Consider the following 14,496-nt stretch of genomic DNA (forward strand, 5'->3'; position numbering starts at 1 on the left):
ACGCATCAAGTCACTCTTTGCCGACACGCCATACGAACTGATTAAGGACCTCGAGAACCATTACCAGAATCAGGTGTGGCTGCTGCACAAACTCCTGGGCATGCACGTCCAGGCAGAGTATCACACAAGCAATGGCCGCATCGACATGGTGTTGCAGACGCCGCAATACTGCTATGTCATTGAGTTCAAGTTTGACGGCACAGCCCAGGATGCCCTCGACCAGATTTCGCGCAAAGATTACCCCCTGCCCTTCGCCCTCACCGGCCAGCAGATAATCCGCATCGGAATGAATATCTCCCGTGAAACCCGCAACATCGAGGACTACATAATCGGTTAATCCCATTTACTTGATATAAACAGGGTACGCTACAACTAAGTAACGTACCCTGTATTTATTATTTATTTGGGACTAATTGTCAATCGTGTCGTGAAAACGGTATTAATCACCTACATAGACCGGACGAATATTATATCCATACCAACGCGCATCTATAACATCTCTTAAATTCATCATATCCCAACCCACATCGTATGCGGATTCAAACACATATGCTCGAGTCGGATTTTCTTTTCTCCAAAGAGTACGCGTCCAGACTTCAAAGCATCTGTAAGATCCCAGCTTGTAATCATAATAGTTATCTACAGGAATATAAATGCACCTGCCGTTGATTCGGCTTGTTATTTTACTCAACTTTAGCATTTGAAAAAAACAGTGGAACTGGGCATAAAAAAAGCCAAGGAATTTTAGGTTAAATCCCTAAAAATGTGTATCTTTGTAATAGCTACAAAACAAGACACAACTTCCTTAGCTATGCACAAAGATACAACAATTTTCTCAGAACTACAGGAATTTTTCCTGCAAAATAATGCCCACAAGGCTATAAATCGCATTTCTGACGTAATGAACAGCCTTAAACTGCATAAAAGCAAGATAGGAATAGAGAAGGCCGATAACTGCAAATTTACCACCAGCCAAATCCTGCATCTTCTTCTGCTGTTTCCTTTCTTTGCGGTAAAGGATGCCTACAGCTACAGCAGCTCTGCGCTAGGCAAGGTATTTCATCTGGAGAAGGACACATTCTACCGCTTCATGCGCAATGACGACATCAACTGGCGCAACATCATGTACCTGATAAATCTTCAGTTGATAAACCGCATTGCCTGCCGTGCTGACAACAAAAAGATCGGCAATCCTGTGTGTCTTGTGGCAGATGACACAGACTTGCCAAAGACAGGTACTCACATTGAACTCATCGGCCGTATCCATTCGCATGTCAAGAATAGCAGCATCCTAGGATACAAGGGACTTTTTCTTGCTCGCACAGACGGCAAGACACAAACTATCCTAGACCATTCTCTGCATGGCGAAGACGGCAAGAATCCAGACAAGCCGCAAGGTATGACAAAAGAGCAGATCAAGAGGCGATATGCCAAGGAGCGTGATGAGAAGAGCTGCGGTCAGAAAAGGATTGATGAGTACACGGTTGACAAGCATACATGACTGCGCGAAATGATAAGCAACGCCATCAAGCGCGGTATCAGGTTTGACTATCTGCTTGTGGATAGTTGGTTCACATGCAAGGAATTAGTACACTTCATAATGCGCAGACACATCAAATGCCACTTCCTTGGCATGATCAAGATGGGCAACACAAAGTACGATACAAAGGCGTACGGTGCACTTACGGCCAAGGGCTGCATAGACAAGCTGAAGAGAATAAAAAAGGGTATCAAGTACAGCAAGAAGCTTCATTGCTATTACGGGGAGATGCAGGTAACTTTTGATGGCGTTCCCGTCAAGCTTTTCTTCTGTCGCAGAGGCAAGCATGGAAACTGGAAAGGGCTGCTTACAACCAATACCGACCTGGACTTCTTCAAAGCATACGAGATATATGCCATGAGATGGAGCATCGAGGTATGCTTTGCAGAAATGAAAGGACTACTGAATCTCGGCAAATGCCAGGCAAGAAATTTCACGGAACAGATCGCTAGCATATCTCTCTGCGCCTTGCAGTATAACATACTCGGATACGTTAAGCGCTTCGACTCGTATGAAACCATCGGAGGGCTGTTCGCGGATATAACATCTGGAACAAAAGAGCTATCAATCGTGGAAAAAATCTGGCTGCTCATCATCGAGGTTGTCACATCAATCGCCGAGCAGATATCTGCTGATTATGAAGAACTGATGACATCTGCCATCAATGGGAACAAGCACCTCAAAATGCTTTTTAATCCATATCTGACAGGTGCAGAGGCAGCGTGAAAGTCAAATGCTAAAGTTGAGTCACTAATAGTAAGAACAAATTTCTCATAATGTTTACATTTAAGTTACTACACACCAAGAATTTCTCTTTTTGGAAGTTTCCCACGCAGATTTCACTGATTTTTCTGCAAAAATAAACTTATCATTTTATCAGAACGAAATCTGCGTGAGATTATCACTTTGCTGAATAGTTGAGTGTTTACAGGAGAGCGTCGATTTTGGCTTTAAGGGTGTCTTTTGCTGCAAAGCCCACGTGCTTGTGCTTGTCAACACGCTGCCCGTTCTTGAAGAACAATACTGTGGGGATACTGTGCACGCCGTTGTCCATGGGGAAATCGCCGTCTTGCTCGATGTCATACTTGCCTATCACCACTTTGCCTTCATACTCGGCAGCAAGTTCTTCCACGATGGGTGCAAGGCTCTTGCAAGGTCCGCACCACTCGGCCCAACAGTCAACAACTACTGGCTGACCAGTTTCAATAGCCTGCTGGAGATTCTCGTCATTAAATTGAATTGCCATAATAATCTTATTTTTAATTGTTAAACATTGATTTCAAACTTCATATCCAAGTCCTGAAGAGCTTCCACGACCTTCTTGCTCAATGGTATCTTCAGTTTTGACTTTAATTCAACCGAACGCATGTTGCGGCAGTCGGTAATAGAAAAGAAAAGGTCGCAGCGATTCTCGGTTGACTCGGTCATCATGTCCTTGATGACATTCATCTTCGAAATATCATCGTCGTTGAGATAAATCTTGATGCTATGCACCATCTTGCCTTTTTTCTCTGTGAGCAAGTCGATGGATCTGATTTTAAAGCTTATCCTGTCGTTGAACTTGCTCTTCTGGAATCCTCCATTTATAATAACGGGAAGACCGATTTGGCCAAACTTGGCAAACTCAAGATAATCCCTGTCAAAGAGCATAAACTCAAAGGAGCCGCTGTAATCCTCTACTTTGAGACGGCCATACTGGTTCCCGCGCTTGGTCATACCCGAGGCAAACTCGGTGACAATGCCACCCACGATGATGGGCTTGCCGGTCTCGGCATATTCTTTCTGCACTTCCTCAAGCGATGCAAGTTCAAGATTGCAACCATATTTCATCTCAAGGAAATAGTCGTCGAGCGGATGGGCCGAGAGATACATACCCACCAGTTCACGCTCCTTGTCCAGAAGAATCATGGTGTTCCATCGCTCAGCATTGGGGATGGGCGGCTTGGCAATCTCGATGGGTTCCAGGTCACCAAAGAGCGACCCTGTCATAGTATCGGAACCAGCTTGGAATTTCTGTCCGAACCTGACAAGAACTTCGCTGAAAGTCTCGTTCTTGATATTCTTTTCAAAGAAATCCTCGCGCTTGATTTCGTTAAAGCAATCAAATGCACCAGCATAGGCAAACGACTCAATGGCCTTGCGGTTGCAAGAGCTCAGGTTAACGCGCTCGACCACATCGTAGATATCCTTGAACGGACCGCTCTTTTGGCGTTCGGCGATAACCGCTTCTACGGCACTGGTGCCCACGCCCTTGATACCTCCTAGGCCAAAGCGTATCTCACCCTTTGCATTAACAGAGAAATCGATAAATGACTCGTTAATGTCGGGGCCCAGCACACGTATGCCCATAGACTTACATTCATCCATCAGCTTTGAGATTTCCTTAATATCCGATTTGCGGCGAGTCATTAGTGCCGCAAGGAACTGCGCCGGATAATGGGCTTTGAGATAAGCAGTCTGGTAAGCCACCCAGGAATAACATGCGGCATGCGACTTGTTGAACGCATAAGAAGCAAACTTTTCCCAGTCGGCCCAGATCTTATTCAGGATCTCGGGGTCATGGCCGTTCTTCTTGCCACCCTCGATAAAGAGAGGCTTCATCTGGTCAACGATATCCTTTTTCTTCTTACCCATTGCCTTACGCAGTGCGTCTGACTGGCCGCGGGTAAAATTAGCAAGTTGTCGTGACAGCAACATCACCTGCTCCTGATAGACAGTGATACCGTATGTGTCTTTAAGGTACTTCTCCATGCAGTCGATATCGTAAGTGATGGGCTCGTTGCCATTCTTACGGGCGATAAATGAAGGAATATAATCCATAGGTCCCGGACGATAAAGCGCATTCATCGCAATAAGGTCTTCAAACACAGTGGGATGCAACTCGCGCAGATACTTCTGCATACCAGCCGACTCAAACTGGAATGTGCCTATCGTGCGCCCCTCTTGATACAGTTTGTAGGTCAATTCATCATCAATAGGGATATGGTCAAGATCCACGTCTATGTCAAGCGTCTTCTTAACCAACTTCACGCACTCCTTCATCTCCGACAGGGTTTTCAATCCCAAGAAGTCCATCTTAATGAGGCCAGTAGATTCAATCACATGGCCGTCATACTGCGTCACAGCAGTTTTGAGTTCGGGGAAATCAGGGTCGTCGGCAGTTGACACCGGAACATGGTCAGATATCGGGTCGCGGCAGATGATGAATCCGCAAGCATGGATACCCGTATTGCGAACGGTTCCTTCAAGCATCTGCGCATAGGTGATCGTGTTGCGTTCATTTTCGGTTGGCGAAGACGCTGCATTCTGCAATTCTGGCGTGCACTTCAGATAATTGGCAAGCTTTGGTTTCATGCCGTCGGGCAGTCTGTCGGGCATCGCCTTGCACCAGGCATTAACAACGCCCAGAGGCACCTGCTCTACCCTGGCAACATCTTTGAGGGAGTTCTTTGCCGCCATGGTACCGTAAGTAATGATGTGGGCGCAATTCTCATGCCCATATTTATCCATTACCCATTGCAACACTTTTCCACGTCCATCGTCATCGAAATCGGTATCGATATCGGGGAGTGAGATACGGTCAGGGTTGAGGAAACGCTCAAAAAGCAAGTCATACTTCAATGGGTCGAGTTTGGTAATACCCAGGCAGTAAGCAACAACCGAACCTGCCGCAGATCCACGACCGGGACCTACCCACACACCCAGTTTCTCGCGAGCAGAGTTGATAAAGTCTGACACAATAAGGAAGTAACCAGGGAAACCCATGGTCTTCATGATGTGGAGCTCAAACCTTATTCGGTCCTCTACGTCGGCTGGGATGCCATAAGAACCAACTATCAGCTTATCGGCGGTGATGTTGTCAGAAGTACCCGAGCCATATATCCTTTGCGCTCCTTCGTAAGCGAGTTTTGCAAGATAGTCGGCTTCAAACTTTATGCGGTAGAGTTTGTCATAGCCACCAAGTTTCTTAATCTTGGCCTCGCCCTCTTCACGTGGCATGGGGTTCATTCCATTTTCGTCGGAAGTAAACTCCTTGAAAATGTCTTCCTCCGTATATTTGCGCCTCCATTCTTCTTCTGTACCGAAGTCTTCGGGAATGGGGAAGAATGGCATGATGGGGTTGCTGTCAATATCGTAGGTTTCAACCTTGTCGATGATTTCAAGCGTGTTGCTGAGAGCTTCAGGAATGTCGGCAAAGATTTCATTCATCTCTTCCTGCGTCTTGAACCATTCTTGTTTAGAATAACGCATGCGGTTAGGATCATTCAAGTCCTTGCCTGTGGAAAGACAAAGCAGGTGATCATGAGCCTCGGCGTTATCTTCATCCACAAAGTGAGAATCGTTAGTGCAGATGATCTTGATGTCATATTTGCGAGCAAGCTTGATCAGGTATGGTTCAATCGCAATCTGCTCCTCGTAGGTCTCGCGATTAGCGAGAATACTGGGATTTGTCACCTTGTGGCGCATCAATTCCATGTAATAATCCTCGCCAAACAAATCCTTATACCATTTCACCGCATCATCAGCCTTTTGGAAAAGCTCTTCGGGAGTGAGAGGTTCGTTGGCATACCTGCCCAAACGCAAAGCTCGGCGAATGTATTCGTGAGGCTCGCCTGCCAAGCAAGCTGCACTCACAATTAGATCCTCATGAAACTCCATCAGGTCTTTATGGTCGGTACGGGGACGGCCATAAAAGCCATCAGTCCAAGCCCTAGAAACCAGCTTGATAAGATTTTTATAGCCATTGAAATTCTTGGCAAGCACAATCAAGTGGTTACCGCCACGGTCGCCATTAGCAGCCACCATGTCCTCCTTGTTGTGCCTTGCGACATACATTTCACAACCAAAAATCGGTTTAAACGGTTCTAACCCCTCTTTTTTCCTACCTTTATTAATTTTCCCGCAGTAGTCAAAAAATTCCTTGATTCCGAACATATTGCCATGATCGGTAAGCGCCATGCCCTTCATCCCGTTAGCAACGGCCTTATCTACCATCTTGGGGATAGATGACATACCGTCCAGGATTGAATATTGAGAGTGAACATGTAAATGTACAAATGGTATCATATATATCTATGTGTCTTTTGTAAATAATTCAGTTTGTAAAGTTACACAAAAAACAATACTTAATCAAACAAAAGACAGTAAAAGTTATCAACACTAGCGAAGATTGTGCTATAAAATACCGAAAACCGCGGGCACATGCTTGAAGCCCGTGTCCGCGGTTTTATCTTCTAAACCATCGTAATGCGCAGGGTATCAAATGTCATGGATACATCATGTGTCGCTTGCTCATTTGCTCCACGTCGAGTTTCTTGAGTCCGGCATTATCCATCGTGCGGAACTCGTTGTGGTCGTTGACATACATGCGAGGAGTAACTTTGAACGCCTCATTGCTCACAGCATGCTCGGGCACGTAATGCTTTGCCTTGACGCCAGCCAGGTCAAGCAAGGTGTGGAATACGACCATACTGGTTGACACGGATTTACAAGTATTTGATTGCAGAGTTTCCCATTTAGCTGCATACTGTGTGCGGTAAGCATCAGAACCCCACACCACGAGCGGCACGTGCAGCTGGTAATAAGTGGGTATGGGCGAAGCATGCAGGAAGCGCCCACGCTCGTCGTCAAAGATATCCTCGCCATGGTCGCTTGTGAATATCAAGGCCGACGGCACATGAAGCGAGTCAAGACGCGACATGATTTCTGTCAAGAACTTATCGGTTTTCACGATAGTGTTATCATAGGCGTTGATAATATTAGGACGATGTTCTGCCTTGGCCGACGGAATCTCGTCGGGGGTGAATGTTCGCTCGGTGTCAGAATACCTGTCGGTGTATTTGAAGTGTGACCCATAGCAGTGCAGCACAATAAACATCTTGCCGCCCTTGTATTGCTTGATTCGCTGGTTAAAAAGACCTAGCAACACGTCATCATTGAGCACATTGCCCACGGTAGTGTTGTCTTGCGCAAACACAACATCCTGTGCCTCGCTGCCCAGGTTGTCGATAAACGAGTGATTGCGCGCTTGATTGCTCAAGAACGCAGTTTTGTAACCAGCCTCGTTAAACACGGTGAAGATGCCACGCTGCGTGTAAAGGCTGTCAAATTTCTCGCTAGCCACAGGCGAAAGCAGCAACGGCACACTCTTGTGGGTAGTGTTAGACATGGTGATAGCGTCCTTGAATACAGCAATCTTGCTGCCCATTGCCGAGAGCCCGGGCGTGGTGTTGCGTTCATAACCGCATATTCCCATATTAGTTGCCCTCACCGTCTCGCCGATGACAAGCACATAGACTTCCGATACCGAATCAGGACGCTCTGAATGAGCGTTATAAGTGAACTTCTGCGCGGTTTCAAGGTAATTATTGCCCTTAACGAAACGCTGCACGCTCAATCCAAAGTTATAACACCCATTGAATGGGAAAAGGTCGTCCTGGAAAACAAAATTCTTGTCGATGAAGAAATTTACACCGAGCAATACCACAGCAATAGCCATGATACACATTGCACACTTGCGTTGGAATTTTCTAAATACTGATGTGAGCACCTCTTTGTTCTTTATCGACACAAACGACAAGATAATGCCGCCGCCATAGAGAACAAACACAAATGCAACAGCGGGAATGAGGTTGCCCAGCAACTCGTCAACCTCGGTGACGTTGGTCGTGGTGACGTTGAGGAACATATCCACCGCAATGGGCGACTCACCGAAGAGATATAGCAGAACCACCTGGAAAGCATCGATGAAGATGAGCAAGAACAACCACCAGAACATCTTGCCGGGCTTGCCGTTAAGAGTCATCGCAAACCAGTAGATAGCCAGTGGCAACACAATCTGGACGACACGTGTGAGCGTTCCGGTCGACTCGGTAAAAAACATCATTATGTTGGGCAGAACAAGCATGCCCAAATAAAGCCAGAACATCAGTTTCTGGCTCAAAAACAATCCTTTAAGTTTTTTAAAAAGCTTCATTCATTGAAAAAATTACGCCCGACTGACCATGCTTGCCAAATCCAAGATCTAATCTGATATTCATTCTCTTGCGGAACTCCCAACGGTAACCGATACCGTAGTTGGGCAACCAGTGCTTCTTGAATGATTCACCGTCGTGAAACACGTTGCCTATACCGCCCCACACCACGACACCGTTGCGACGCCAAATGTGCTGACGCAGCTCCACCTGAGCCGATGCCATGTGCTTGTCGCGGAAACGTCCCTTGTAATAACCACGCATCATCTCGTTGCCGCCCAAGAGAGCCATGCTTGCCCATGACGGATTGCCAAAGTTGAACTTTGTGCACACTTGGCCGGCAATAATAGCGTCACGCCATGCGGTGTGATAGTAGCTCGTAGTGAAATCCACTGTCGTGAAAGCATATTTGTTCCACATAAACTTGGGTTTAAACATAGTGTTCAGGTGAACATAAACGCCACGAGACGCATTAGTAATCAAATCGCGCGAGTCATACTGGACAGTGAATCCAAGTCCATAGTTCCGCACTACACGGTCTTGACCTGCAAGCAATTCGGGACGCTCCATTGTGCCTGCCTTATCATAAATCCACTCGGCCGACGGACCAATAAAGAAATTGGGCATCAATTTCATCACATACTCCAAGTGGACACGCGCCTCATTCTGTTTGAGGTTAACCGACATCGAGTCAATGCTGCCTGCCTCATATCCCATTCCCCAGAAGTTGCGGGGTGCATAAGCAAACGACATCTCATAGTTAAGACGGCTCTTGTCCTGGGCAAAGAAAGTAGTGCCTTCCATACCCACTGTCCAGAAACCTTTGGTTGAAATCGTGGCATAGGCCGAGGCAAATGACGGCTGCATAGAAGGATCACACCCCTTTAAGCGATAGTTGGCAGTACCAGTGATTGCGACACCAAACTTCACGTCTGATGAATAGTAAGGACCGCCAATGAAACTCCAGCTCAATCCTTTCTTTTCTAGCGAACTATTATCCTTATCATTAACATAATCAACAATCTTCTGAATGATGTTGCGATGCTTGGCCACCGTGTCAGTATTTTCTACTGTGGGCTCAACCTGCGGGCTCGGAGCATCTTGAGCGTTTACTGTTGAAGCAACTGCAAGTAACGACAGTAAAACTAAATTTTTAATTCTTTTCATTAGTCTATAACACATAAAATTTGTGCAAAGTTACTCAAAAATCGGCACAAATTAAAATTTTAAGGCATTACTATTGAAAACTTATAGCGATAATTGAGGCATTATCACTGTTTTTTTTGCAATAGCCCCGAAAATGACTTAATTTTGCAAACGATTATTTCACGAGATTTATGACACGTTATTTCTTATCCATCCTCGCATTGCTTATAAGCATAGCTTCTTGCGCCACTACAAGAATTTCGCACAAGGGCAACAAGTTTGTATCGTTGTCGTGCAACAAGCAAGCCTTCACAATTAGCGACAAAGGCACGCTAGAAGTGAACAATGCCAGCAACGAGCAACTTGTGTTGCTCGATTCCATTGCCCTGCCCCATGATTACAGCTACACAGTAAAACTATCCCTGCCCAACAATCGACCAGGAAAGACTGCAAAAGTGAAAAGCGACAACGGATCGACGGTCTTAATCAATAAGCCCATGTGGGGCATTGCATTAGACATTACACCCAGCGGAGATATGATAGTAGTGGAATGTGTAAGCGACAACAGCAGCAAGCACAACGACATAACAAGCGAACGCACTCTGAAATTGTCGCTGACCAAATACACTAGCACTGGCTACACAACCATTGCAACAGCAACACTTGACAAAGGCATTGATCTCTACGACAAGGCTAACGTGCTCAACGCTACACTCACTGGCAACACAATCACAGTTTCCATGGGGCGCAAGAAACCGCAGCAGGTGCTCAAAGCTAATGTGGAACGCAGCAATCAATACAACCACGCGGGGATAGTGGCTGGTCCCGGAACACAACTCTCCATCGAGCGCACAATGGCCTCGTTCAGCAATGACAAAACCGTCAAGATAAGCACCAAGTGGGATAAGGATAAACTCGACAAGCACTTCATGCGATCGACCGACCCCATCGAGGGATATTGGGTCTATCTGGATCGTGACCTAGAAGACAAATGGGTAAGAATGGGAGGGACTTATACCCTAGCCCTAGTTGCCAACGAAAACCAAGGATATGACATTATCTATATAGAGGGAGCAAAGACCAACCAAACATCATGGCGTCCATTCATGCTTAAAGGCACATTGAGCAAAACGATGTTTAACGGAGTGTTCCGAGCCACATGGATTGACTCAACATTCGAGCGTTTAAGTGAAGATATACAGGCGACCATTGAAAATAGTGTCATACTTACCGTTAAATACCCGGTATTAAAGAGTCAGTTGAGGTTTTCCAAGGTGCTCAGCACAGGACATTGACATCACCACATCAAGTCCCTGATTATGCCATCGCTCATCATGAATGATGCCTCGGGAATAGAAATGCGTCCATTACTGCAAACGAGCTGACCATTATCAAAATATTGTTTAGCATTTGACAATAAGTGCTTCAATGCTTTGTCGCCAAACCTGCGTGCCACATCTTTTAGCAGCAAGCCTCGCGAGGTTCTTAAAGCAACCATCACCATTTCGTCATATTGCTCCCACAACTCTGCTTCCTCGACCACACCTGGCAACTTTCCCGAGGAAACACAATTAATATAATCGGTCAACGACGGCGGGTTATAAGACCTGTTCTTCCCGTCGAAGCTGTGGGCCGAAGCACCTAGCCCCATGTAAGGTGTGAAGTCCCAGTAAGACGAGTTGTGCCTAGAATGGAAGCCTGGCAGGCCGAAGTTAGATATTTCATAGTGCTCATACCCCGCCTCACCAAGCATTGATGTGAGCAGGTCATACATCTCCACACAGGTCTTGTCGTCGGCCTCGACCACCTCGCCACGCTCACGCATCAGCCATAACCTTGTTCCTCGCTCATAGCTGAGATTGTAAGCCGATATGTGTTGAGGTCTGACTGCCAATGCAGTACCCAAAGTTTTTTGCCACGACATCATCGTCTGCCCGGGCAATCCATAGATAAGGTCAATGCTTATGTTGGTAATGCCCGCACCACGCAATGCTTGAATCGCATCCAGCGCACCCCGCGCATCATGACGGCGGTTGATAACCGCAAGTTCCTCGTCAATGAAACTCTGCACACCCATGCTCACTCGGTTCACACCCATGCCGGCCAAAGACGCGGCAAACTCATGCGACACGTCGTCGGGATTCACCTCCACCGTGAATTCATCGACATGCGACAAGTCGAGGGCATGCCTCAAGCCGTCAACAAGACTGCACAGATGCTGCACTGGCAGTTGAGAGGGAGTTCCGCCACCCAGATACAGAGTCTTTATTTCCCCCTCAATTTGCCGCATGCGGGCCTCGGCAACCACTGCCTCAACATATGAGCCAACGAGGTGATGCTGCACCGTCGAGTAGAAATCGCAATAGGCGCATCGTTGCTTGCAAAACGGGATATGAACATAGATTCCAGCCATAATAATAGGGTTTATCGCATTTTTTTGTTACAAAAGTATAAATAAAATGCGATTTTTTCAAAATTACCTAGTTTATTTCATATTGTTTTATTAAATTTGTACACTCAAAAGGCAAAGTGGACTCAACAAGTCGAGTTCACGGCTTTGCGAACAATAAACTGTAAACAATAAACATTTTAAATTTCACTAATACAGTACATGAAAGTTTACAAAAGCAATGAGATCAAGAATGTCTCACTGATTGGTGGTAAGGGCTCGGGTAAGACCACACTGGCCGAGTCTATCCTTTTTGAGTGTGGTGTTGTTAACCGTCGCGGTAAAGTTACCGATGGCAACACAGTGTGCGACTATTTCCCCGTAGAGAAAGAGTACGGTTATTCAGTATTCTCAACTCTGCTCTATGCTGAAAGAGCTGGCAAGAAGATCAACTTCATCGATTGCCCGGGTATGGACGACTTCGCAGGCAATGTTGTTACAGCTCTTAATGTAACCGACGCTGCCCTTATGCTCGTTGACGGTCAGTATGGTGTTGAGGTTGGTACTCAGAACCAATACCGCACAGTATCAGGCTTGAACAAGCCCCTCATTATGGCCATTAACAAGCTTGAGGCTGAGAAGAGCGACTTTGACAACGTGCTCAGCCAGTTGAAGGAAGCGTTTGGCAACAAGGTTGTTCCCATTCAGTTCCCCGTGACTAGCGGAACCGGCTTCAACTCTATCGTTGACCTCCTGACCATGAAGCAGTACACTTATGGCCCCGACGGCGGTAAGGCAACTGTAAGCGACATTGATGCATCTGCAGCCGACAAGGCTGAGGAGCTCAAGGCTGAACTCATGGAGGCTGCTGCTGGTAGCGACGACGCTCTGATGGAGAAGTTCTTCGAGGAAATGGAACTCAACGAGGAAGAGACAATGGAAGGTCTGCTCAAGGGCATCGCTTCTTGCAGCATCATCCCCGTCATCTGCGTCAGCGGTGAGAAGAACATGGGCGTTGACCGCATGCTCGAGGTTCTTGCTAATATCGTTCCCTCTCCCTGCGACATGCCGGGCATACCTAACACCGAGGGCGAAGAAGTTAAGCCCGATGCCAACGGCCCCGTTAGCCTGTTCTTCTTCAAGACCACTATCGAGCCCCACATTGGTGAGGTTTCTTACTTCAAGGTAATGTCAGGTACACTCAAGGTTGGTACAGACCTTAATAACGCTAACCGCGGTAGCAAGGAGCGTATCGCTCAGATCAACGTTGTTTGCGGTCAGAACAAGCAGACCGTTGACGAGGTTCACGCTGGTGATATCGCTGCAACCGTTAAGCTCAAAGACGTTCGTCGTGGCAACACCCTTAACGACAAGGGCTGCGAGAACATGTTTGACTATATCGAATATCCCGCTCCCAAGTATCAGCGCGCTATCAAGCCCCTCAACGAGAGCGAGATCGAGAAACTCGGTTCACTGCTCAACCGCATGCACGAGGAGGATCCCACATGGCTCATCGAGCAGTCTAAGGAACTCAAGCAGACCATCATCTCTGGTCAGGGCGAATTCCACCTGCGCACACTCAAGTGGCGTCTCGAGAACAACGAGAAGCTCATGGTAGAGTACATCGAGCCCAAGATTCCTTATCGCGAGACTATCACCAAGGCTGCACGTGCCGACTATCGTCACAAGAAGCAGTCAGGTGGTTCTGGTCAGTTCGGTGAGGTTCACCTGATCGTAGAACCCTTCCGCGAAGGCGATCCCGATCCCGATGTTTACCGTTTCGGCAACCAGGAGTTCAAGATGAACATCAAGGACAAGCAGGAGATTCCCATGGATTGGGGCGGCATGCTCGTTATCTACAACTGTATCGTGGGTGGTGCTATCGACGCACGTTTCATCCCCGCTATCGTTAAGGGTATCAAGGACCGCATGGAGCAAGGTCCCCTCACCGGTTCATATGCTCGCGACGTGCGCGTTTGCATCTACGACGGTAAGATGCACCCGGTAGATAGTAATGAAATCTCATTCGTACTTGCTGCTCGCCACGCATTCAGCGAGGCATTCAAGGCTGCTAACCCCAAGGTTCTCGAGCCCGTTTACGATGTTGAGATTCTTCTCCCCAGCGACGCTATGGGTGGTGTACAGAGCGACCTTCAGGGACGCCGTGGTATCATGATGGATATGTCATCAAGCAACGGTCTTGAGCGCATCAAGGCTAAGATACCTTTGAAAGAGATGGCTAGCTACTCAACCGCTCTCAGCTCTATCTCTGGTGGCCGTGCATCGTTCAGCATGAAGTTCGCTTCTTACGAACTCGTTCCCGCCGATGTACAGGAGAAACTCCTCAAGGCTTACGAAGAAGCAAACAACGAAGATTAATATCTTTCAGGATAAATTCCTCTATCATCTAGTAGGAGGTAAACACCAGTCACAGGTGTTTATCTCCT

At 47.0% G+C, this 14,496-nt stretch carries 8 protein-coding genes and 1 pseudogene; 4 read left to right on the forward strand and 5 right to left on the reverse strand.

The genetic code is table 11. The features are described from left to right. A partial coding sequence (locus tag ACKI3C_RS08390; protein WP_407403973.1) for a PD-(D/E)XK nuclease domain-containing protein occupies window positions 1-337 on the forward strand: 337 nt, incomplete at its 5' end. A gap of 474 nt (window positions 338-811) precedes the next feature. Next, window positions 812-2,266, forward strand: a pseudogene (locus ACKI3C_RS08395) (transposase). A 199-nt stretch (window positions 2,267-2,465) separates the two neighbouring features. On the opposite strand, the gene trxA reads toward ACKI3C_RS08395, so the two are convergent. The 4 genes from trxA to ACKI3C_RS08415 all read right to left on the reverse strand — a co-directional run bounded on the left by trxA (window position 2,466) and on the right by ACKI3C_RS08415 (window position 9,681). Beyond that, a complete protein-coding gene (gene trxA / locus ACKI3C_RS08400) occupies window positions 2,466-2,786 on the reverse strand; it encodes a thioredoxin (RefSeq protein ID WP_407403975.1) in 321 nt (106 codons plus the stop codon). A 20-nt stretch (window positions 2,787-2,806) separates the two neighbouring features. Further along, window positions 2,807-6,607, reverse strand: coding sequence for a DNA polymerase III subunit alpha (gene dnaE, locus ACKI3C_RS08405; RefSeq protein WP_407403977.1), 3,801 nt, complete (start codon window positions 6,605-6,607; stop codon window positions 2,807-2,809). Window positions 6,608-6,806: 199 nt separating this feature from the next. Further along, complete coding sequence (locus tag ACKI3C_RS08410; protein ID WP_407403979.1) at window positions 6,807-8,516, reverse strand: sulfatase-like hydrolase/transferase; 1,710 nt, start codon at window positions 8,514-8,516, stop codon at window positions 6,807-6,809. Next, the gene (locus tag ACKI3C_RS08415; protein WP_407403981.1) at window positions 8,503-9,681 is read right to left on the reverse strand and encodes a BamA/TamA family outer membrane protein; all 1,179 of its coding nucleotides are present in this window, start codon (window positions 9,679-9,681) and stop codon (window positions 8,503-8,505) included. The genes ACKI3C_RS08410 and ACKI3C_RS08415 overlap by 14 nt, the downstream gene beginning before the upstream one ends. Before the next feature lie 170 nt (window positions 9,682-9,851). Here ACKI3C_RS08415 and ACKI3C_RS08420 point away from each other — a divergent pair, with 170 nt between their 5' ends. Beyond that, window positions 9,852-10,955 carry a hypothetical protein gene (locus tag ACKI3C_RS08420; RefSeq protein ID WP_407403983.1) on the forward strand — a complete coding sequence of 368 codons (1,104 nt, stop codon included), beginning with the start codon at window positions 9,852-9,854 and terminating at the stop codon, window positions 10,953-10,955. A gap of 2 nt (window positions 10,956-10,957) precedes the next feature. Here the strand turns inward: ACKI3C_RS08420 and hemW are convergent, their stop codons facing one another. Next, window positions 10,958-12,073: a radical SAM family heme chaperone HemW gene (hemW, locus tag ACKI3C_RS08425; protein ID WP_407403985.1), complete on the reverse strand. Its 1,116-nt coding sequence runs from the start codon at window positions 12,071-12,073 to the stop codon at window positions 10,958-10,960. A 198-nt stretch (window positions 12,074-12,271) separates the two neighbouring features. On the opposite strand from hemW, the gene ACKI3C_RS08430 reads away from it, so the two are divergent. Beyond that, on the forward strand, window positions 12,272-14,428 hold the full coding sequence (locus tag ACKI3C_RS08430; RefSeq protein WP_407403987.1) for an elongation factor G: 2,157 nt from the start codon (window positions 12,272-12,274) through the stop codon (window positions 14,426-14,428). Window positions 14,429-14,496 lie beyond the last annotated feature (68 nt).

Source organism: Sodaliphilus sp. (genome assembly GCF_045598405.1).
GTDB lineage: Bacteria > Bacteroidota > Bacteroidia > Bacteroidales > Muribaculaceae > Sodaliphilus > Sodaliphilus limicaballi.

Coding starts and splice junctions, on each gene's coding strand:
- trxA (WP_407403975.1), bottom strand. CDS start 2,786: ATGGCAATTCAATTTAATGACGAGAATCTCCAGCAGGCTATTGAAACT.
- dnaE (WP_407403977.1), bottom strand. CDS start 6,607: ATGATACCATTTGTACATTTACATGTTCACTCTCAATATTCAATCCTG.
- ACKI3C_RS08410 (WP_407403979.1), bottom strand. CDS start 8,516: ATGAAGCTTTTTAAAAAACTTAAAGGATTGTTTTTGAGCCAGAAACTG.
- ACKI3C_RS08415 (WP_407403981.1), bottom strand. CDS start 9,681: ATGAAAAGAATTAAAAATTTAGTTTTACTGTCGTTACTTGCAGTTGCT.
- ACKI3C_RS08420 (WP_407403983.1), top strand. CDS start 9,852: ATGACACGTTATTTCTTATCCATCCTCGCATTGCTTATAAGCATAGCT.
- hemW (WP_407403985.1), bottom strand. CDS start 12,073: ATGGCTGGAATCTATGTTCATATCCCGTTTTGCAAGCAACGATGCGCC.
- ACKI3C_RS08430 (WP_407403987.1), top strand. CDS start 12,272: ATGAAAGTTTACAAAAGCAATGAGATCAAGAATGTCTCACTGATTGGT.